We start from the raw sequence: 20,277 nt of genomic DNA, 5'->3' as shown, positions 1-20,277 counted from the left end.
GTGTATTTTTGTTTCTCTTAATTACAATATAATAATAGGTTATACTATTGCAACTGTTTAAACTGTCAAAAGTGTCGAGTATGTGTTTTTTATCTCGGAGGGGGGCACAGGGCGGGAGAAGAAATATCCCTGGTGAAGATCGCAGTTTACTGACAGGAGAAACTCCAGCTGTTCCTTGGTTTCAACACCTTCGGCCACTGTCTTAAGGTTCAGGCTTTCCGCCATTTTTACGATGGCAGAGACTATGGAAGCGTTGCTGGAATCCGCAGGAACGCCGGTTATGAATGAACGGTCTATCTTTATGTTTGCGATGGGGAGGTTCTTAAGGTAGCCGAGGGACGAGTAGCCCGTTCCAAAATCGTCTATGGAAATGGGGAAGCCCGCCTCGTTCAGTTCATGGAGGAGTTTGGACGCATATTCAAAGTTATCCATCAGCACGGTTTCGGTTATTTCCAGCTCAATGGTTGCGGGATTTATGCCGTATAGGTGGACTGTGTCCACAATGGACTTGGTGAAGTTTTTGGATGTGAACTGTATGGGTGATATGTTTACGGAGATCGAGCCGTAGTCAAATCCGCTATCCTTCCAATCCTTTGCCTGGGAGCAGGCCATATCGAAAACCTTTTCACCAAGGTATGTTATAAGCCCGCTCTGCTCAGCCACAGGGATAAATTCACCCGGGGGCATGAATCCCTTTTTCGGGTTATTCCATCGGCAGAGTGCCTCTGTTCCGTATACGGCGTTCATACGCATATCGATCTTGGGCTGGTAATAGAGTGTAAACTCGTTATTCTCAAGGGCGGAGTGGAGCATATTCTCAAGCTCGAGTCGCTTATTCACCTGAACGCTCATCTCACTCCGGTAGAATGTGTATGTATTTCTAGGTTCCTTTCTGTTGCTGCTAAGGGCAAGATCGGCGAGTTTGACAAGGTTTATCGGTTCATCTGTGTCTCTTGGGCAGGAGGCCATGCCGGCGGAGCATGTGAGGTGGATTTCATGGCCGTTTATGGATATCCTGTTTGAGAGGCTGTTCAGGATATTAGTGGCGAAGCTGCTGAGCTTTGCGGTGCTCATGTTTCTGAGTAGTATGATGAACTCTACCCCGTCCCAGCGGAAGACCTCGTACTGTTCATCGAACATGGAAACCAGCCTTTCGGAGACCTCTTTTATGATCATATCCCCCAGCTCGTGACCGAGACTGTCGTTCAGATCCTTGAAGTTATCTATATCGAGATAAATGAGCGCCGCTTGGTTCGGTTCACCGTCTTTTTCTGCCTCTATGGCTGAAAGCCGCTTTTCCAGAGAGTTTCTGTTAGGCAGGGATGTGAGGGGATCGTGGTATGCCTGAAAGTTAAGGAGATCCTCCGCTGCTTTTTTCTCTGTTATATCCTCTTTTATGATTACGTAGTTTGTTATACTTCCAGATTTGTTCTTAACAGAGGAAACCGTTGCGGATTCCCAGTATTCCTCGCCGCTTTTCTTTCTGTTTTTAATATCTCCACGCCATGTATCCTGCTCTTTTACGATCCTCAGAACCTCATGTTCTATATTATTTTGTTCGCAAACATTGCTGAGGATGCAGGGTATATTGCCTATCTTGTCGTTGATAGTGAAGCCTGTGATGTTCTCGAAGGCGGGGTTTACGTACTCAATAATGCCGTTTTCATCGGTTATAACAACCATGACGGGGCTCTGCTCAACGGCGGCGGAGATCTTAATAAGCTCCTTTTCGGTTTTAAGCCTCTCCGCAATTTCATGTTCGAGAAATATGTTCTTTTCTTGAATAGCCCGTGCATTTTTGGTGCTCAGATTGTACAGGTAACCTGTCAAAGCGCCGGCTATGATGCCGAATACGGCGGGGATAATATAGCCCTTAAACGCAAAAACATTCGCACCTATCAGCGTTTTTTGGAAGGCCGAAGAGGATACGAGAGTGATGAATCCCGCAACAGTTCCTGCAAGTATGTTTGATATAAGCTGGACCAGCTCCGTTGTTTTTCTTGTCATGTCTCTCTTTAAATATTATTAAATAATCAATATAATTCTACACTTATATTCGGACAGCTTCAATCGTTTACATTGAACATACGGTTAATGTTTGTGTAATCAGTGTGATTTTGCAAATATTTGACAATTTATGGAGGAGAAATGAAGGTAGATGCCAGAGGAAAACTTTGCCCTGAACCTGTGATTATGGCAAAGGAAGCATTGGAAAGTATAGAGGAGGGTGTTGTTACCGTTATTGTGGATAACTCTACATCCTCGGTTAATGTTAAAAACTTCGCAGAGAGCCAGGGTTTCACCTGCAAAAATGTTCAGGAGGGGGACAACTGGAGGGTTGAGATCGTTAAGGGATACGAGTGTTCCATCGATGAGGTCCTTACCGAAAGTTCTGAGAGCATCGTTCTGCATATATCAGGGGAATGTCTTGGCGCTGAGGACGAGACACTGGGGCGCAAGCTTATGAAGGGCTTCCTCGGCAACGTTAAGAATATGGACAGCATCCCCGAGACTCTTATCCTTGTGAACACCTCGGTGCGTATGGCTGTTTCCGATGAGGATACCGTTGCAGTACTCAAGGAGCTTGAGGATATGGGGGTTGAGGTGCTTTGCTGTGGAACATGCCTTGAGCATTTCGGCATTGCAGACAACCTGAGGGCGGGGAAGATCGCCGATGCTCATACTGTTATGACCAAAATGTTTAAAGCGGACAAGCTTATCCGTATATAGTTCTTAGAAGAGCTCCACGTCTCCGTAGCTGGTTCCGTCATCGTCGGATGCGTACACGTTTTCATCTGCGAAGATGGAGTCCAGCTGGAGGCTGAAGCTCAGGAAGGTTATATCGTTGAAGTGGATATCCTCCGCTGTTCGTTCGTCGAATACCTTCCTCTTCCATGTGTAAAGCTCCTGCTCGAAGTCGCTTAAGGTGTGGACAAGCCTTGTCTTTGCCGCACCAGTGAAGGTTTCGGGATCTATGCTGTTTATGAAGGATGAAACATTGTTGAGCGAGTATGACAGTGTGGGAAACTCTCTGAACATGTTCAGCACCTTGGCAAGCGCCTGGAAGGCAGAGGCGGCGGCGAGCTGGTTTTCTCTGGTGTTGTGCAGGTGCAGATCATTGACCACAGAGCTTACGAGATCCAGTTTGTCATCCAGGTCCTCTATGTCCTCCTGCATATCCTCACTGAGGGAATCGAGGAACTCCTGCGGTGTTACCTTCACCGTATCAGAGCTTATCATCCTGCTTTGAACATCATCAAGCTCAGCGTTTTCCTGTTCTTCTATAGGCGCTTCGGTAGCCTCGTGCTGTTCTGCGGGGGTAGCCTCGGGCTCTTCATGGACGGTTACATCCTTTTGTTTTTCATCGTTTTGGTCCGGTTGAGCCTTCTGGGGTGAGGACTTTCTGGCTCTGGCAATCTCCAGGAAGTTGCCCACGGTGAATTTGAGGAGCTTAAGGTTTACAGGCTTTCGGATGAAGGATACCGCACCGATCATAAGCATCTCTTCTTCCAGCTCTTCGTCGTCCTCTGCAGTGGTCATAACAACGATGGTTTCAGGGTGCATCATTACGATCTGTTTTGTTGCTTCGAGGCCGTTCATCTGGGGCATTCGGAAATCCATGATGACCACATCGGGCTTGTTCTGTCTGGCCAGTTCGACGGCGTCTTTCCCGTTCGACGCACTATCAAGGGTAGTGCCCTGAAGATTTTTGAAAAGCCCCTTATAGAGGTCGATTACAATGCTTTCATCATCCACAATCAGCAGACGTGTTCTTTCCATAAATATCCAGCCCTCTTTGTTGTATTCTTGTAAAAAAGAATAGAATATTTGTGCAAAATTGTAAATCACCAGAATTAGGTTTTGTGATCATATCCTGCATAATGGGTGAAGAGTTTGGCGATGGCGAAGGGAGTTGTTTACGAAATAAACTTATGATGTTATAAAAACACCGATGGAACGAACAGTGAAACCAATGATAAACAGAATGAGCAGGGAATATATCGCCTCCCTGCCGGCGCTTCGCTTTAAGGGTGATATCGTTACTGTGCGAACTGAGCAGGAGGCCGAAAGGTGTGCTTCTGTGCTTATGAAGCATGAAATGATAGGCTTCGATACAGAAAGCCGCCCCTCCTTTAGGAAGGGTGTAATGTATCCCGTCTCACTCCTACAGCTATCCACAGAGCATAAGGCTTACCTTTTTCAGCTTGGCACCACCGGCATATCCTCTGCTATGAAAGATCTTTTGGAATCGGAGGATACGAAGAAGGTCGGGATCGGAATAAGGGATGACATAAAGAAGCTTAAGGAATTGAACACCTTTGATGAAGGCGGTTTTATCGACCTCGGTGAGATGGCCTCCGCTAAAGGGATAATCCAGTTCGGTGCAAGGAGCCTTGCGGCAAGATACCTCGGTATGAAGCTGGTTAAAACGATGCAGAAGACGAACTGGGCAAGGTCTGAGCTCACCCGCAAACAGAGGGTTTATGCCGCCACGGATGCCTGGGTCTGCCTGAAGCTCTATCCCAAAGTGGTTGAGGATGATACCGACTACCGCCAGTTTGAAGAGGAGGAGTGTTCCTCCAGAGAGGAGAGCAGTGTTGGTGACAGAGGATGACCGATATAACTTCAAAGCCCTTCGGGATATCACGGAAACCCGAAATACGCAGTTATGATATCGATTTCGCAGGCGTTGTGAGCAACATTGTCTACATCCGCTGGATGGAGGATCTTCGTAACGATATGCTCATTGAGCATTATCCACTTTCAAAGCAAGTTGAGCTCTGCATAGGTCCCGTGGTTAATAAGACCCAGGCTCATTACAAAAGACCCCTTAGAATAGGTGATGAGCCGGAGGCTCTTATGTGGATCTCCGGTCTGGACAGGCTCAGATGGTTTATCACCATGGAGATATACGTAGGTACTAAGCTTCATTTCCGTGGAGAGCAGTCGGGAGCTTTTGTTAACCTGAAAACTGGAAAGCTCATAGGCATACCCGATATTTTCAAGGAAGAGTGGGAGCGTTATTTGGCCAGCTGAGCCTCAAGCTCCTCAACCTCTCTCAGCCTGTTTTTAATCCTTCTCAGAGATTCATTCAGAATATCTTCCGGCTCCATAAGCATCCTGTCCGCAGAGTTGTAGTAGTTCAGAGCCTCATTGTAGTTTCCCTCTGTCTCCTCGCATACTCCAATATTGTGCAGGAGTGCGGCGCTTCTGCCGATAACCTCCGCCTCCCGCCAGAGCCTGCATGCTCTATCCATCCGGTTCTCTTCTGCGAAGCTGATCCCCGCCTTGAGCAGTTCTTCTGCCTTTTTGTCCTCCGGTGCGGGTGATTTCATGAGCTTAATCTCAATTACAACGGTGTGCGGTGCAACATCGGTTATAAACTCGTTTATCATGGCGTTGAGAGCTCTGTTCTTTAGTTCGCTGGAGGAGGGGAGGGAGTAGTAGGTGTCGGAGGCACATTTTTCTGCGGATCTGTTTTTGGTGTATTTGTATGAGAAGAGCACCCTTCCTGTGCTTACATCCGTAAGCCTCGGGTTCAGTGATACGGATACGCTCACCCTTGTGCAGGGTTCGTTGTACTCCCCCCACTGGACACATTTGTTATCCTTATCCCGTTGTGCGCATCTTGTTACTTTTCTGTGGAAGTGGCTGGTTTCGGTGTCGAAGTAGGCGTAGCCCGTGTATATTCCCTCTGCGCCGGTCAGTGCGCCAACACGCATGAGGTCGCCGCTCTCCGTAAGACCGGAGATAGCAAGGTTCTGTTCGTCCACGATATTCTGGAGGGCGACCCTGTCTACAATGGTGAAGTATTCACGTCCGTCAACCTTTACAGAGGATAGGGCAGATTCGAGAGCAACGGAAGCCTGCGCACCCATATTGCCGGAAAAGGGCATAACCGCAACGGTTTTAGGCTCTGCGGCGTGGGGGAAGTTCGCAGGGAGAAGAACGGATGTTTTTACCCTGGGTGTGCATGCAGCGGCAAGAATAAGCAGAGCCAGTAAAAGAACACGCAATGTAAACCTCCCCGGTGAAGAATCTGTTCTATTATAGATTCTGTCCGGGGAGTGTCAAGTATATCAAACCGCTTTGGTATCTTTAGCTTCGTTGGTACCTTCGGTCTCAGTATCCCATGTGAAACCATCCTCGGTGATCCTGAGCCAGACATCGATTTTCAACGAACCGTCAAAAAGGTATGAGTGCTTCATAACAGCGGAAACGGGATTAACCGCATAGTCGTTGCGGAACTGCTCCGATGCCTCGGCGGCGGCCATCAGGTGGTGGTTTGAGGAGATGCCTCTGAAGAGGTTTTCAAGATCGGGGTAGTCCTCGAAGATCTTGTTTATCTGATCCTTCTGGGGGTGTTCACCTGTGACGGTTACCCCTCCGTTTCTTCCAGTGCGAAGCTCAAAGGGTGTGGAGGTGTCGATACCTCTATCCTTGAGGATATCGCCAAGTGTTTCCTTGAAAACACTCTCCAGAAGCTTTGTTCTGTCTGCGATACTTTCGAGAGTTATGGCTTTCCCGCCTGAATTGGGCATTGTGATCGGTTTATGGAAGGAGCCGTGCTTCGATTTGATCCTTTCCTGAGTGCTCCTTATCTCGTCCAGTCTTTTGTCCAGAGCACGTGAGAATTCATCGTTCACACCCTTGTTTCGGCTGCCGAACAGCTTGGTAGCCTCCCCTGCGGTTACAGAGTTTATGTTCATTTTTTCCTCCTTTCACTTATGAGAAGAACCCGCAGGAGGTAAATAGCAAGAAACGTGCACAAGAAGGCGGAAAAAAAGGGAGCCCGCAGGCTCCCTCTGTTGAATATATCAGTTGTGTTTTATGTTCAGCCTTTGAGCTCCTTTACCATCAGATCGCTCATCCTGCCGGCGAAAACTGACGGATCCTCGGGCTGGCTCCCCTCAAGGATTAGTGCGAGGTTGTAGAGGAGCTTTGAGTAATCGGATATTACGGAGCTGTCCGAATCGGTCTCATACAGCTTCTTCATCTCGCCGAAAAGCTCGTGGTCGGGATTTATCTCAAGGATCTTCTTGGGCTTGGGAACGGATTGTCCCATCGCCTCCATGATGCGGATCATGTTGGGGTCCATGTCGTTGTCGTCCCCCACAAGGCAGCATACGCTCTCCTTGAGTCTGCCGGAAAGGCGGACATCCTTCACCTTGTCGTCAAGCTGGGTCTTAACCGCACCGAGAAGCCCTTCGAGCTCCTTCTTCTTCTCTTCCTTCTTCTCGCTGTCCTCTCCGAGATCGATATCACCCTTTACGATGGACTTAACCTCTTTCTCCTTGTACTGGCCAAGGCCGGGGATGACTATATCGTCGATCTCATCGGTCATGAAGAGAACCTCGTACCCCTTGTCCTTAAAGGTTTCGAGATAGGGGGATTTCTGGAGGTCTGCATGCCTTCCGCCGGAGATGTAGTATATCTCCTTCTGATCGGGCTTCATCCTCTGGATGTATGAATCGAGATCGGTCACACCGCTCTCATCTGTGGTGCTGAAACGCAGAAGACCAGCGATCTCCTCTTTGCGGGAGAAGTCGTAGTGGAGCCCCTCCTTGAGGATAGGACCGAACTCGGCGTAGAAGCTTTCGTACTTCTCGGTATCGTTCTCTTTCATATCCTTGAGTTTCTCAAGCACCTTCTTGGTAAGGTTCTTTTTGATTATCTCCACCATGCGGTTGTTCTGCAGAAGCTCACGGGAGATGTTCAGCGGAAGGTCGCTAGAGTCCACAACACCCTTCACGAAACGAAGGTAGAGGGGGAGAAGATCCTCGCAGTGGTCCATGATCTGAACCTTCTTAACATAGAGCGCGGGGCCCGCCTTGTAGTCTTTATAGAGTATGTCGAAGGGGGCCTTCTGGGGGATGTAGAGCAGGGCGGTGAACTCCGTTGTTCCTTCAAGCTTAAAGTGAATATGCTCTGCGGGGTCGGTGAAATCGTGGGAGATATGCTTATAGAACTCGTTGTACTCCTCCTCGGTGATCTCGTCCTTGCTTCTTAGCCAGACCGCTTTCATCGAGTTGAGGGTTTCCTCCTCGATCTTCGTCTCCTTCTTCTCGTCCTCACCTTCGACGGGAACCTCACGTTCCACGTCCATGGTTACGGGGTATTCGATGTAGTCGGAGTATTTCTTTATGATGGAGCGGATCCTGTGTTCCTCAAGGTATTCGGCGGCATCTTCCTTCATCTCGAGGATAACGTCCGTACCCCTTGAGGGTTTTTCCGCCTCTTCGATGGTGTATGTTCCATCGGCGTTGGACTCCCAGCGGATCCCTTTGTCTTCGCCAGCCTTACGGCTTACGACGGTGACCTTGTCCGCTGCCATGAAAGCGGAATAGAAGCCCACACCGAACTGTCCGATGAGTTCGGGGTTTTCCTGCACCTCTTTGGACTGCATAGCCTTGATGAACTCCTTGGTTCCGGAGTGTGCTATGGTTCCAAGCGCCTCCACGGCGTCATCCTTGTTCATGCCGACACCGTTGTCGCTGATGGTGAGCCTCTTGTTCTCCGCATCGGGGATGATCTTGATCTTCCAGTCGGAATCACCCTCGGCGAGGCTTTCGTCTGTGATTGAAAGATAGCGGAGCTTGTCTATTGCGTCCGAAGCGTTGGACACAAGCTCTCTGAGAAAGATCTCCTTGTGGGAATAAAGGGAATTGACCACAAGATCCAGAAGCTGTTTTACTTCAGCCTTGAATTGTACTGTTTCTGCCATATATGCCTCCTCTAATCATTGCTATAACCGGAAAAAAATATACAATAGTTACGTTTGAGATCAACTGTTTTTCGGGGTCAAAGTTGCATAAGAACATAATTTTTGTTTTATTCCTAAGCATTTTTATATTCCAGACCGCTTTTTCCGCTATTTCCGGTGTAGATTCGATAGTTAAGAGGGGGATAGAGGATAATAAGTTCAGTGGTGCGGTGGTTCTGGTCTCAAAGGATGGTAAAATTGCCCACCTCGAAGGATACGGCAGATCGGGGAGGGTTAACCGACCGCATTATATAGTCCACCGGCACATCTTCGATCTGGCATCCCTCACCAAGGTCTTCTCCACAACATTCGCCATAATGCTTCTTAAGGATGATGGGCTCATTGGGCTTGATGATCCTGTATGGTGGTATATTCCGGAGTTTGAGGAAGGGGTTAAGCGGAATGTTACAATCCGGATGCTCCTCACCCACACGGCGGGACTCGCCCAGTGGATACCAGTATACTATCATGCAGAGGAGCCTCTGGGTGCGAAGAGCTATGTTTCATCATACCCGCTCAAATGGGAGCCCGGAGCGGAAAGGCACTACAGCGACCTCGGGTTTATGCTCCTCGGCTACATCGTTGAGGCTGTGACGGGTGAGCGTATCGATAACTATATCGAAAGGGAGCTTTATAAGCCCCTCGGGCTTGAATGTACAGGGTATCTCCCCCTTGAGAGAGGGCTTGGGCCCATAGTATCCACATCCTTTGGCAACGACTTCGAGTACCGAATGGTCAGCGATGATGAATTCGGCTACAAATGTAGTGAGGATCCTTACAGCTTCCGTAAATGGAGAATAGGTGAGTTTACGGGGATTGTTAATGACGCAAATGCAGGCTCCGCCCACGGAGGTGTTGCCGGACATGCGGGGCTTTTCGGGTGTGCTCAAGATATAGATACGATGCTTCGTCTCCTGATGACCAACGGCGTACATCGTGGCAGGGTTATCATATACAAGGGAACGGTGGGGGAGTTTCTTACGCCGGACAATAACGGACACGGGCACGGCTGGATGATGACGGGATCATCGCTGAAACTTCGCACTGCTCCAGCAGGCGTATTTGGTCATACGGGCTTCACGGGGGTCAGTGTTTTTGCTGTTCCTGAATGCCTGCTCAGCGTTGTTATACTAACCAACAGACAGAGTGCAGGGCTTGATGAGAATGGTTTTTATCCAAATATCAATGAGCTGCGAAGGGATATTGCCGATGCCGCCCTCGGGCTGTGTAAAGGTGTGAAACAATAGACAACTGGTGCTATAATTTGCTAGTCGTTAAGGAGGATTAGATGAAGAGACTTATTCTTGTATTTATACTGCTTCTGCCCCTATCGGTTTATTCTGCGGATAAACCCCGCATAATCGGGGGGTATGACGCACCGAAAACATGGGAGAGTATAACGTCCATTAACTATGCGGGGGGCTATCAGTACTGCGGCGGCACGCTTATAGCCCCGGGGTGGGTATTGACAGCGGGGCACTGTGTATGCGAGGGGGATCAGCCGGAAGATGTCGAACTTTATGTTGGGGAATACAACCTTGCAGAACCCACAGGTGAGTATCAGGCCGTCGAGGAGTTTATCTGCCACCCCGGGTACAACACCGAAGATGACTATGTGGACATTGCTCTTATAAAGATATCTGGTGAATCAGCAAAGAAACCGGCAAGGCTCCTTGCCAGCAGAGAACCACTTGCAGAGCCGGGAGCGGAGAGCACCGTTATCGGATGGGGCAACACATCAATACCCCCTGAAACAACCTATCCCGATATACTGAAGCAGGTGGAGCTCCCTATTGTAAGCAATACCGTCTGCAACGAAGTATTCAGTGAAGACTATGATCAAGATATTATATATAGTTACGAGATTTGTGCAGGGTTCCCCGAAGGGGGGAAGGATGCCTGCCAGGGTGACAGCGGTGGTCCTATGTTTGTTAGGGATCATAACGGTGAGTATGCTCAGGCCGGGGTTGTGAGCTGGGGGAACAGCTGTGCTCTTGAGGGGTATTACGGCGTATACGCCAGTGTGGCGGACAATATAGAGTGGATACACAGCCATGTGGAGGGCGGTTTCACCGTGGCATCCGACAACACGGATAGAGGCAATCTTCACCCTGCCGAGATAACCGTCACGTCAGAGAACTACGGTTTTGCCTATGTGGACAATATAACTCTCACCGGAGAAGGGGCCGATAATGCATCCTTATCCTTTGCTACGGATGATACATGCGGCGAACTCCCCTTTGCCCTTGCTGCAGGGGAATCCTGCGGTTTTCTTCTGCGTTACTCCGGCGGTGTAGAGGATGGAGAGGATGTTATCCTCACCGTCTCAAAGAGCGGAGACCCCGCAAGTGTAAGAACCATGGATTTTACCCTCTCTTATGAGGGAGAACCGGAGAATGACAGCGGTGGCGGCGGCGGAGGTTGTTCCGCAGGGGGTGGTGGCTTACCCTTATCGCTTGGGCTTTTTGGTCTTTTATACATCTTTAGAAGAAGGCTGTTGAGCTAGAGCTCAGGGCCTCTGCTGAACAAGGGGCTCTTTTTTCATAATATTGATTCCCTTCTCTGTGCATACGAAGAGGAGGGAATCCTCCATCGCCTCAAGATCGTGCTGTTCACCCGCCTCGGTGAGGATGAAATCCCCCGGACGGAGTGTGCTCATACCCACTCTGAGTTTTCCTTCAAGAAGCAGTATCTGTTCCCTGCCCGGGTGGGTGTGTTCAGGAAATCTTGCTCCCGTCTTCATCTTAAGGTATGCGGAACCCCCTGCTGGGTTTGCTGTCCATATGACGCACCTTTCAACGCCATCGTATTCGGTTTTTCTGAACTGAATATTTTTCTTCTTAAGAAGCATTTATATACCTCATAAAAAAGGCGCCGCCATAATAAGCGGCGCCCTTCAAAAAGCATTGTCTATACCTGTCTGCTAACTATGCACGCTTTCTTCTGAAAAGAACAGCGGAAAGTGCGAGCAGAAGCCAGGCAAATCCGTTTGAGCTGTTATCGGCAGCGGAGCATCCTCCACCGCCCCCTCCGCCGGAGCCGGTATCATCGTCGTCGTCACTTCCATCGCCGCCGGCGAGTACAACGGGGTCAACTATGATTCCGTTCTCTGCGCCGTCCTCGTCGAGGCTACCTCCGTCCACAAGGGTATAGGTTGCTGTTTTGCCTGAGAACACTGAGTTTATCTTGCTACAACTTCCTCCATCGCATTTGAAGAGTGCGGGATTATCGGGAATCTCGGGGAAGCTGAGTGTCACTGTGGTGGCTGAGCCCGGTGATACATAAACGGAAAACTCAAGACCGCCGTCGTACATAACCTCATAGTTCTCTATGGTGTAGGATTCACCGTTAAAGTAGGGCGCACCTGCGAAATCACCTGCGCCTATGCCAACCGTGAGGGTTCCGTTGTCCGTGGAGACGTTTTCCGACTCAACGTTTGCGATGGTGGTGAAGGATGAGGTGAAAAGCTCTGCCATACTGTTGCCTGCCAGATCCTCAATATCGGTAGTTATGCTGAGTCTGTAAGATGTTCCAGAATAGAGCTCTTCATTAGGTATGAAGTAGTATGTGTCCGAATCATCCGCCCTGTTCAGCGAAGTTGCGCTGAGCGATACTTTGTGAGCAACGGGAGTTATCGATTGCAGGAAGAACGAGTTGTCTCCAATGGTTACACCGTTTATGGTTTCGCTGAATGTTACCTCGATTCTGACATCTCTGGATACATTAACTGCACCATCTGCGGGGTCAATGCTGGATACAACAGGTGCTGTGGTGTCCAGGGTTATTGTGTCGGAGGAAAAACCTATGTTCCCCTCGGCATCCCGGAAGAAAACGTATACCGTTTTGAGACCGTCACCTTCACTGAGTGTTCCGCTTACTGTGCCGGAATAGTTTGTAGTGGATGTAACGGAGTTGAAGCTTCCAAGCGTTGGCTCTGTGTTCGATTCAGAGATGTAGTACCCGGTTACGCCTGTGTTGTCCTGTGCGCTTATGGAGTATGTGACATCCCTTGTGTTTGTATATGCGGAGCTTTCATTGATCGTTATGTCTATGTTGTACGGAGCAGAGATGTCTACGTCCGGTTGGAGGTTGTTCACAACAGCAAGAACATCAACCCTTCCCGCATCCGAAGGTTCATCACAGAGCATGTTTACAGGCTGGTCGTACTGCTTAAGCAGGGTCTCTATGGTGCTTACGGATGCGCCGGAGTTTCTGTCCCTGAAAAGAGCCCATGCACCGGCTATATGGGGTGTTGCCATGGAGGTTCCGTTCCATGCCTCATAGTCGGTATCCGATGTGGGTACTGCGGAGAGTATTGAGGCGCCGGGTGCAAAGATATCCACCATGGTGGGGTGGGAGTTGGTGAACTCGGTCTCGACATCCTGCTTTGTAACAGCGCCCACAGCGATAGCTGTGGAGATACATGCTGGTGAGTTAACGTAAGCGCAGTATCCGTCGTTTCCTGAGGCGATAAGTGTAGCAATATCAGCAGAGATAAGGTTATCGATGATACTTTTATAGGTGGGATTGCTTGTATCACAGAACTCAGAATACTGACCCCCTCCAAGGCTGAGGTTTGCTGAGGCGATACTGTAGTTTGCTCTATTCTCGTAGAGCCAGTTAAGCGCTTGCATTTGATCCGAGTTGTATGAAAGAACGCAGTCCTTGTAGTTGCCATCCTGATCCTCACCACAGAGTTGATCTTGTTCAAACATTGAGAAGACCTGCATGGCGATGATGTCTGCATCCTTGGCAACCCCGCTCATGGTACCATCGGACTTTTTACCCGCTGCGATACCAGCAACGTGTGTTCCATGGGAGTATCCAGCATAGCTTGAGGGGTAATGAGCTGCCGCTCCTGTACCTGTCATTGATGTCTGTCCGTTGGGGCAGTTTCCTTCATATGAGAAACAGACTTCAACGATATCCTTTCCGGTGAAGAATTCGTGGGAGCTTCTTATCCCTGTGTCAAGGATAGCCACATACCAGTCCTTGCCCGTATATCCCATGTTCCATACATCATCTGCGTTTATCTGCGGGACAGAATCGGCAAGGGTGGGTGCATCCACTTTTGTTACCGGCGGAAGAGGGCGGGGGATATCCTCTTTTATGTAGGTTACCCGGGGATTATTGGCGAGCGCATTGATGGTTTCCACAGATGCCTCAAGGGCCAGGGCAGGGATAAAGCTGTATCTGCGAACCAGATTATAGTCTGTTCCGGATATAGAGGAGAGTACAGCATCCGCTCCTTTTGAAACAGATGCTTTCAGTGCAGCGTCAGCCTTAAGAGCTTCTGCTGGAAGCTTGCCCGATGGAGTAGCTGTTCCGAAAGATGCGGATGTCTTAGCGAGTTTTGAGTAGTTTTCCGCTTCAAAGTCGGCGATGATAAGGACCTTCCCCTTACTGGCCGCCTTGAGAAGGAGTGAGGATTTGTTAACAACGTGTGCCCCCGAAGCGTAGGCTGCTGCGGCACAAAACAGCAGTACTGTTACGAGTACGGTAAGTCTTGAGATTTTGTTCATTATTTCCCCCAATGGATTTAGTGCCGGAATTCGTATTTAGCTTGTCTAAGCAATGGGATACCATGCCGATTGTTTAGGAAGGTACTCCCATTATCTTTGCTTATTAACTCCAGCTATATATTTTATCCCTGTAGATAGGGCGTTGCAACACTAAGAGGGGGTATTATTCGTATCTGAGGCTACATTCTCGCAGAGAATCCTGCCCCTTCCAGCTTCCTTAGCCCTGTATAAAGCTGAATCTGCAGTATTAATAAGCGTATCCCTGCTTATGCTTCGATGTGGCGTTATGCTGGAAACGCCGATGCTTACGGTGATAAAATCGTTTGTTGTGGATTTTTCATGTTCTATCTTCAGCTCCTCCACGTAGTCCATGATCAGATCTGCGATGTGGCAGGCGCCTTCAAGGGATGTATCAGGAAGGATAGCAACAAACTCTTCGCCGCCGTATCTGGCCACAAAGTCGCCCGGTCTTTTGATAGCCTTGTTTATGGCTCCGGCAACCCTTTTAAGGCATACATCACCCTGCATATGGCCGTAGGTGTCGTTAAAAAGCTTGAAATGGTCGATATCTATCATTAGCAGGGATATGGGGGTCTGGGAACGAAGGCCCCTGAGCCACTCCTCCTCAAAGAAGTCGTCGAAGCTTCTTCTGTTGGCGACGCCTGTAAGCCCATCCAGGTTGGAGAGCTTTTCAAGCTTTCGGGTAAGCTCCTCAAGCTCCCTTTCTCTGGCCTTTCTCCGGTCGGTTTCCTTCTTCAGCTTCAAAACAGACCGCACACGGGCGCCCAGCTCGGTTTTAGTAACAGGCTTGTTTATAAAATCGATGGCTCCCGCTTCGAAGGCTTCCTCCAGGCTGTTTTCGGACTCCTTTACGGTGACCATAATAACCGGGATATCCTTGAAGCGCTCCTCGGATTTTATTAGCATTGTTGTTTCGATGCCGGAGAGGTCGGGCATAACTATATCCATAAGGATAAGATCGGGTTCTGAGGTTTCATCATCCCCTTCAATGCCAAGAATAGTGAGCGCCTCTCTGGCGCAGCATGCCATTATCAGATCATCGTAGCCCGCATTTCTGAGCATCGTCTCAAGGAGCATGCGGGAGGTATCAGAATCGTCAACTATAAGTATCTTCATAGGTAAGAGGTTTACTCCAGTGCGTCTTCGGCTATGGTTACCCTATTGAGCTCCTCAAGGGTTGTAAGCCCTCGGAGAATCTTCTTGAAGCCATCGTAGCGCAGATTTCTAAAGTTCATCTTCTTGGTGAAGTCCTTGATCTCAAGGATTGATGCACCTTCGCCGATAACCTTTCTCAGCTCTGTGTTAATTATCAAAAGTTCGTGGATTGCAAGTCGTCCCCTGTAGCCGGAGCCATGGCATCTCGGGCATCCGGCTCCTCTATAGAATGTTACGGTGGTTACTCCGTCCCAGTCGTTGAAATGCTCGTTAATCTCCTCGGGTGTTAGCTCGTAGGGCTCCTTGCAGTGGTCGCAGATCTGTCTAACAAGACGCTGTGACATTACTCCTATCATAGAGGGAGCTACAAGGAAGGGCTGCACACCGATCTCAAGGAGCCTTGTTATCGCCTGCATGGAGTCGTTTGTGTGCATTGTGGCAAGAACGAGGTGACCAGTAAGTGCTGCCTGGGCGGAGATTCGGGCTGTTTCGATATCCCGTATCTCACCGATTAGGATGATATCAGGATCCTGACGGAGGAATGAACGAAGAGCGTTTGTGAAGCCGAGCCCCACATCCTGATTCACCTGCACCTGTGTAAGCCCGGGGAGGCGGTACTCCACAGGGTCTTCAATGGTCATGATATTGACATTCGGGCTGTTCAGATATTTCAAAAGGGAGTAGAGCGTTGTGGTCTTACCCGAGCCTGTGGGTCCGGTTACAAAGAACACCCCGTTCGGGTTTTCCATTATCTTGCTGAGTCTTTCGTAAATAAACTTTGAGAAGTTGAGGTCTGTGAGGGACGGAACGGAGCGCGAATCCTTTTGACCAAGGATACGTAGAACCGCCTTCTCTCCGTATATGCTTGGTGTTGTGGATATACGGAAGTCGATGGAGCGGTTTTTAAGCTTTAGTACAGCTCTTCCGTCCAGAGGGAGCCTTCTTTCGGTTATATCCAGGTTTGACATAACCTTTAGTCTGGACAAAATACCTGGTAGAACAGCAAGATCCAGCTTAAGCAGTGTTTGCAGAACTCCGTCGATTCGGTATCTTATCTGGGTGAACTTCTCCTGGGGCTCAATGTGTATATCACTCGCCCCTTCTTTGATTCCGATGAGCATAACGGCCCGAACAAGCTCGATAATAGCCTGATCCCCCGCCATCCTCTGGAGCTGTCCGGCTGTGATTTTGCTGGTTCCCTTGAAGAGGGAGTCCACCGTGATCTTGTTGACAAACTCATCAACCTTGGAGGTGTCCTGAAAGGTGATCTCAAGTGTATCTTCCAGATCCTCGGGTAGGGCGAAGACGGTGCTTATCTTGCACCCGTATATCTCTTCAAGCTTCTGCATAGCCATCTGGTTTTCAGGATCGGAGGTGGCTACGGTTATTACATCTCCAAACTTGTACAACGGCAGAAGATAGTTCTTCCGTGCGAAGTCAGACGGAAGATAGTCCAGAAGTTCCTCCTGCATCATTGTGCGTCCAAGTTCGATATAGGCTTTGTCTAGGGAGTCCCCCCAGAGCTTTGCCATGAGCTCTCTGGACGCCGCACCCCCTTCGATAAGGAACTCGAAGATCTCGGATGCGTTATTGTCGAACTTCTTGACGAGGTTACCCTTGTCGTCTTCCGTAAGTACCCGCTCTTCTACGAGAAGATCGAGGAATTTGTCGTTGTACTTTTTCAGCATGGCTACTCTTCTTTCTTAAGCTTGATTTTTTCCTTGTTCTTAATCAGCCTTTGTATACCGTCCTGGGTAAGCTTCTTTTGGGTCATTTTCTCGAACTCTTCGTCTTCCTTAATCTCCTGAAGAAGATCCCTCAGGCTGTATTTCTCCTTCATCCTTCTTTCTCCTGAGTTGCACGTATTCGTTCCAAGACTCAACGATAATTTTACGTATTTCCTTGATGGGGGTATCCTTGCGGACGTAGTTAACAGCGCCCTTCTTAAGGCATTCCCCAACGGTTTCGATATCCGCCACGGATGTGATCATAATTATTACTGCATCGGGTTGAAGCTCTATGATATACGGGAGAGCTTCGTTGCCGGGCATCTTGGGCATATTTATATCCATCAAAACTATATCAACCTTATACTTGCTTATGAACTCAATGGCTTCCTTGCCGTTTGTCGCTTCTCCCACCAGCTGACACTTAATGCTCTGGATGACCTTTTTCATCAGCATGCGGATATGCGGCTCGTCATCCACTAGAAATACTCTGGGAAGTGCGTTCATTATTGCTCCTTTACGGGGAGGGTAAAGGTCATTGTTGTTCCCTCGCCCTCTTTACTGTCTGCTTTTATATCGCCGCCGTGGGCGGTTACAATCTTTTTGACAATGGAGAGTCCGAGGCCGGTACTTTTCTCCCCTCCGGTGGGTTTGCTGCCTAGTTTCTGGAACGCTCCGAACAATTTAGGCATATCCTCATCGCTTATTCCCACACCCTGGTCAGAGATGCTGACATGTATATAGCCGCCCTCTTCGTGCATCTTTATCATAACAGAGCTTTTCTCAGGTGAAAACTTAATTGCATTACTTATTAGATTATCTATCACCTGACCCATGCGCTGAACATCAAGCATTGTCTCTGGAACAGGTTTGAGGTCGGTGAGCAGGGCTATCTGCTTTTGTACGGCCAGGTTGCTCAAAAGTTGAAGCCTGCTCTCTGTGAGCTTTACCATAGAGTGTTTTTCAAGGAAAAGATCGAACTTACCGCTCTCAATAACTGCTACATCGAGTAGGTTATTCACAAGATTCAGCATACTGGAGCTGGTGTCGTGGATCATGTCCAGCATTCCAGTTTGGTCCTCATCAAGCTTTCCTTCGAGTTCTTCCAGCAGGAATTCGGAAAAGCCTCTGATACTGGAAAGGGGGCTCCGGAGATCGTGGGCGGCTGTGCCGAGGAAGCGGTTCTTGGTTTCGTTCAGCTCCTCCAGCCTTTTTGTAAGGCTCTCCAGCTCTTTCTCTCTCTGCTTTCTGTTGTCTATCTCGTTTTTCAGCTTAAGCAGGGATTGAACCCTGGCACGCAGAGCAAGCTTGGTTACCGGCTTGATAACGTAATCCGCCGCACCCGCTTCAAAGGCTTTTTCAAGGGATGCTTCGTCGTCCTTAACGGTGATAATTATTATGGGTATGTCCGAAAACTTCTGGTCGGACTTTATCTTTCTGGTGGCCTCGATACCATCTATGCCGGGCATTACAACATCCATCATGATAAGGGAGGGGAGGGGTTTGTTGTTCCTGGCAGAATCGATCATAGCCTCCATCGCTTCCAATGCGGAATCGAAGGTGGTTACATTCTCAAAACCGTAGCTGTTGAGAATGGCCTTCAGCAGTGTGCGGTAGCTACTGGAATCATCAATAATGTAGATAAGCTTCTTTGAGTTCGGCATTCTCTCATCTTTTCCGTGGTAAAAGAGTTTATTCGCACTTCATATACAGCACAGAACGATTTCTTCCTTGTTCTTTAGCGAGATACAATGCTTCATCGGCCTGTGTCAGAAGTGTATCAAGATCATAGTTATTCTGGGTTCCGATCTCTGTACACGAAAGACCCAAAGAGATGGTAACTTGGATAGAATTATTATTCCACAGGAATTCTGATTCCTCAACAGCTTTTCGTATTATTTCACTCCTCTTATAGGAATCATCAATATGTGTACCAGGCATAACGATAAGAAACTCTTCACCGCCGTATCTGAGAAAGATATCGGTGCCCCTTATCATATTTTTGATTTTTTCCGAGAGAACGCGGAGTATCATATCACCCGCCTGGTGCCCGTAGGTGTCGTTTACTTGCTTAAAGTGATCAATATCCATAATTAGCAGGCTGACGGGTTCACGATCTTCGTAGGCTTTTTCGAGCACGTCTTCTGTCAGCGCTATGCCGTTGCGTCGGTTGTTTATTCTTGTCAGCTCGTCGATGGAGGCCATATCCTGAACCCTGTTGAAGCTGAGCGAACTCTGGTAGGCGAGGGTATACTGATTAAGAAGCTTGCCGATCATCCCCCGCTCATCGTCCATGAGCTTTCTGGAGAGATAAACCGCAAGCACGCCCACCTTGTTTGTATCGTTTGCTATGGGGAAGAGGGCAACGGAGTTGGGGCGGACGGAGAAAAGTCCCTCAATAAAGAAGAGATTCTTCTCCTCAAGCTCCATAACCTCCCTGCTTTCCAGAACATCCTGGAGGAAATCCTTAAACTGCTCCGTGGGAGCGTTATGGGCGAATACTGCGCCGCATTTGAGGAATTTGTTATGCTCATTAAAGCAGTATATCTCTGCTGCGAGAACGGGCTGTACTGTCTCTGTTATGAATTTCACCACGTTTTTATTAAGGTTTCTGAACTCTATGGAATGGTTGAGCACGGTGAAAAACTGGTCCATGTGCTGGTGCTGGAGGAAGGAGTTGCGTATGGTTTCCACCAGCTCGTTGTACTTCTCCTGAATGTCGCCGATGATGTCTGAGGTGTCCCGCAGAACAAAACAGTCGCACTCCTCCACCTTCCGCATCCCCTGCTTGTGTGCTTTGATGTTTTTGACCACATCTACGAGCGCCTCGTGGAAGGTTGTGAGCTTGTTGAGGATCGTTATGCTGGTTATTACCGAAGATAGCAGTCCCACCAGAATGCCTGCAATAATACAGGAGACGAAGAACTTTGTGTTCAGAACGTCCTTTGGGTTCAAGTTGAGCACTATCACGGTGAAGAATGGGAATATAATGCCCACAATCACGCCCATCAGGAGCATATAAACCCGGCTTTTCTTGACTATGCTGGGTGCGTTTCGTTTCATAAAATCACCATAAATAAAAAAGTAA

18 protein-coding genes are annotated in these 20,277 nt (G+C 48.8%); 5 read left to right on the top strand and 13 right to left on the bottom strand.

Annotation, left to right across the window (positions count from 1 at the left end; translation table 11 throughout):
* Positions 1–57: 57 nt before the first annotated feature.
* Positions 58–2,007: a sensor domain-containing protein gene (locus tag K300_RS15530; protein WP_022851839.1), complete on the bottom strand. Its 1,950-nt coding sequence runs from the start codon at positions 2,005–2,007 to the stop codon at positions 58–60.
* Between the two features lie 141 nt (positions 2,008–2,148).
* Between K300_RS15530 and yedF the strand changes: the two genes are divergently transcribed.
* Positions 2,149–2,730, top strand: coding sequence for a sulfurtransferase-like selenium metabolism protein YedF (gene yedF, locus K300_RS0111580; protein WP_022851838.1), 582 nt, complete (start codon positions 2,149–2,151; stop codon positions 2,728–2,730).
* A 3-nt stretch (positions 2,731–2,733) separates the two neighbouring features.
* Here the strand turns inward: yedF and K300_RS16345 are convergent, their stop codons facing one another.
* Positions 2,734–3,780, bottom strand: a complete 1,047-nt coding sequence (locus tag K300_RS16345) for a response regulator (RefSeq protein ID WP_022851837.1) — start codon at positions 3,778–3,780, stop codon at positions 2,734–2,736.
* 172 nt (positions 3,781–3,952) lie between these two features.
* Here K300_RS16345 and K300_RS15520 point away from each other — a divergent pair, with 172 nt between their 5' ends.
* Together K300_RS15520 and K300_RS0111565 are read left to right on the top strand one after the other, a co-directional pair.
* On the top strand, positions 3,953–4,615 hold the full coding sequence (locus tag K300_RS15520; protein WP_081646986.1) for a 3'-5' exonuclease: 663 nt from the start codon (positions 3,953–3,955) through the stop codon (positions 4,613–4,615).
* Positions 4,612–5,037, top strand: a complete 426-nt coding sequence (locus tag K300_RS0111565; protein ID WP_022851835.1) for an acyl-CoA thioesterase — start codon at positions 4,612–4,614, stop codon at positions 5,035–5,037. The genes K300_RS15520 and K300_RS0111565 overlap by 4 nt, the downstream gene beginning before the upstream one ends.
* Here the strand turns inward: K300_RS0111565 and K300_RS0111560 are convergent.
* The 3 genes from K300_RS0111560 to htpG all read right to left on the bottom strand — a co-directional run bounded on the left by K300_RS0111560 (position 5,022) and on the right by htpG (position 8,725).
* The gene (locus tag K300_RS0111560) at positions 5,022–6,017 is read right to left on the bottom strand and encodes a CsgG/HfaB family protein (RefSeq protein WP_022851834.1); all 996 of its coding nucleotides are present in this window, start codon (positions 6,015–6,017) and stop codon (positions 5,022–5,024) included. The genes K300_RS0111565 and K300_RS0111560 overlap by 16 nt on opposite strands.
* 63 nt (positions 6,018–6,080) lie before the next feature.
* Positions 6,081–6,710 carry a hypothetical protein gene (locus tag K300_RS0111555; protein WP_022851833.1) on the bottom strand — a complete coding sequence of 210 codons (630 nt, stop codon included), beginning with the start codon at positions 6,708–6,710 and terminating at the stop codon, positions 6,081–6,083.
* 125 nt (positions 6,711–6,835) lie between these two features.
* Positions 6,836–8,725 carry a molecular chaperone HtpG gene (htpG, locus tag K300_RS0111550; RefSeq protein WP_022851832.1) on the bottom strand — a complete coding sequence of 630 codons (1,890 nt, stop codon included), beginning with the start codon at positions 8,723–8,725 and terminating at the stop codon, positions 6,836–6,838.
* Between the two features lie 83 nt (positions 8,726–8,808).
* Between htpG and K300_RS16340 the strand changes: the two genes are divergently transcribed.
* Both K300_RS16340 and K300_RS16335 read left to right on the top strand, forming a co-directional pair.
* Positions 8,809–10,011: a serine hydrolase domain-containing protein gene (locus K300_RS16340; protein WP_022851831.1), complete on the top strand. Its 1,203-nt coding sequence runs from the start codon at positions 8,809–8,811 to the stop codon at positions 10,009–10,011.
* Between the two features lie 41 nt (positions 10,012–10,052).
* Positions 10,053–11,270, top strand: a complete 1,218-nt coding sequence (locus tag K300_RS16335) for a S1 family peptidase (protein WP_022851830.1) — start codon at positions 10,053–10,055, stop codon at positions 11,268–11,270.
* Between the two features lie 3 nt (positions 11,271–11,273).
* Here K300_RS16335 and K300_RS15505 read toward each other — a convergent pair whose 3' ends face one another.
* From K300_RS15505 to K300_RS16325, 8 genes are all read right to left on the bottom strand, one after another.
* Positions 11,274–11,615 (bottom strand): cupin domain-containing protein, encoded by a 342-nt coding sequence (locus tag K300_RS15505; protein WP_022851829.1) that lies wholly within the window; start codon positions 11,613–11,615, stop codon positions 11,274–11,276.
* 76 nt (positions 11,616–11,691) lie between these two features.
* Complete coding sequence (locus K300_RS16330; RefSeq protein WP_022851828.1) at positions 11,692–14,286, bottom strand: S8 family serine peptidase; 2,595 nt, start codon at positions 14,284–14,286, stop codon at positions 11,692–11,694.
* 150 nt (positions 14,287–14,436) lie between these two features.
* On the bottom strand, positions 14,437–15,423 hold the full coding sequence (locus K300_RS15495) for a diguanylate cyclase (RefSeq protein WP_022851827.1): 987 nt from the start codon (positions 15,421–15,423) through the stop codon (positions 14,437–14,439).
* An 11-nt stretch (positions 15,424–15,434) separates the two neighbouring features.
* Entirely contained in the window at positions 15,435–17,150 is a 1,716-nt protein-coding gene (locus K300_RS0111520; protein WP_022851826.1) for a GspE/PulE family protein, read from the bottom strand.
* A gap of 2 nt (positions 17,151–17,152) precedes the next feature.
* The gene (locus tag K300_RS16775) at positions 17,153–17,302 is read right to left on the bottom strand and encodes a hypothetical protein (protein ID WP_022851825.1); all 150 of its coding nucleotides are present in this window, start codon (positions 17,300–17,302) and stop codon (positions 17,153–17,155) included.
* Positions 17,259–17,696 (bottom strand): response regulator transcription factor, encoded by a 438-nt coding sequence (locus K300_RS15490; protein WP_022851824.1) that lies wholly within the window; start codon positions 17,694–17,696, stop codon positions 17,259–17,261. The genes K300_RS16775 and K300_RS15490 overlap by 44 nt, the downstream gene beginning before the upstream one ends.
* Complete coding sequence (locus tag K300_RS0111505; protein WP_022851823.1) at positions 17,696–18,853, bottom strand: hybrid sensor histidine kinase/response regulator; 1,158 nt, start codon at positions 18,851–18,853, stop codon at positions 17,696–17,698. The genes K300_RS15490 and K300_RS0111505 overlap by 1 nt, the downstream gene beginning before the upstream one ends.
* A gap of 28 nt (positions 18,854–18,881) precedes the next feature.
* Positions 18,882–20,252 (bottom strand): GGDEF domain-containing protein, encoded by a 1,371-nt coding sequence (locus K300_RS16325; protein ID WP_022851822.1) that lies wholly within the window; start codon positions 20,250–20,252, stop codon positions 18,882–18,884.
* Positions 20,253–20,277 lie beyond the last annotated feature (25 nt).

This window comes from Limisalsivibrio acetivorans, from assembly GCF_000421105.1.
Classification (GTDB): domain Bacteria; phylum Chrysiogenota; class Deferribacteres; order Deferribacterales; family Geovibrionaceae; genus Limisalsivibrio; species Limisalsivibrio acetivorans.
This window is presented reverse-complemented; position numbering and strand designations above follow the sequence as displayed.

What these genes read in the sequence shown, in the direction of transcription:
- K300_RS15530 (WP_022851839.1), bottom strand. Translation starts at nt 2,007, where the DNA reads ATGACAAGAAAAACAACGGAGCTGGTCCAGCTTATATCAAACATACTT.
- yedF (WP_022851838.1), top strand. Translation starts at nt 2,149, where the DNA reads ATGAAGGTAGATGCCAGAGGAAAACTTTGCCCTGAACCTGTGATTATG.
- K300_RS16345 (WP_022851837.1), bottom strand. Translation starts at nt 3,780, where the DNA reads ATGGAAAGAACACGTCTGCTGATTGTGGATGATGAAAGCATTGTAATC.
- K300_RS15520 (WP_081646986.1), top strand. Translation starts at nt 3,953, where the DNA reads ATGGAACGAACAGTGAAACCAATGATAAACAGAATGAGCAGGGAATAT.
- K300_RS0111565 (WP_022851835.1), top strand. Translation starts at nt 4,612, where the DNA reads ATGACCGATATAACTTCAAAGCCCTTCGGGATATCACGGAAACCCGAA.
- K300_RS0111555 (WP_022851833.1), bottom strand. Translation starts at nt 6,710, where the DNA reads ATGAACATAAACTCTGTAACCGCAGGGGAGGCTACCAAGCTGTTCGGC.
- htpG (WP_022851832.1), bottom strand. Translation starts at nt 8,725, where the DNA reads ATGGCAGAAACAGTACAATTCAAGGCTGAAGTAAAACAGCTTCTGGAT.
- K300_RS16335 (WP_022851830.1), top strand. Translation starts at nt 10,053, where the DNA reads ATGAAGAGACTTATTCTTGTATTTATACTGCTTCTGCCCCTATCGGTT.
- K300_RS15505 (WP_022851829.1), bottom strand. Translation starts at nt 11,615, where the DNA reads ATGCTTCTTAAGAAGAAAAATATTCAGTTCAGAAAAACCGAATACGAT.
- K300_RS16330 (WP_022851828.1), bottom strand. Translation starts at nt 14,286, where the DNA reads ATGAACAAAATCTCAAGACTTACCGTACTCGTAACAGTACTGCTGTTT.
- K300_RS15495 (WP_022851827.1), bottom strand. Translation starts at nt 15,423, where the DNA reads ATGAAGATACTTATAGTTGACGATTCTGATACCTCCCGCATGCTCCTT.
- K300_RS0111520 (WP_022851826.1), bottom strand. Translation starts at nt 17,150, where the DNA reads ATGCTGAAAAAGTACAACGACAAATTCCTCGATCTTCTCGTAGAAGAG.
- K300_RS16775 (WP_022851825.1), bottom strand. Translation starts at nt 17,302, where the DNA reads ATGAAGGAGAAATACAGCCTGAGGGATCTTCTTCAGGAGATTAAGGAA.
- K300_RS15490 (WP_022851824.1), bottom strand. Translation starts at nt 17,696, where the DNA reads ATGAACGCACTTCCCAGAGTATTTCTAGTGGATGACGAGCCGCATATC.
- K300_RS0111505 (WP_022851823.1), bottom strand. Translation starts at nt 18,853, where the DNA reads ATGCCGAACTCAAAGAAGCTTATCTACATTATTGATGATTCCAGTAGC.
- K300_RS16325 (WP_022851822.1), bottom strand. Translation starts at nt 20,252, where the DNA reads ATGAAACGAAACGCACCCAGCATAGTCAAGAAAAGCCGGGTTTATATG.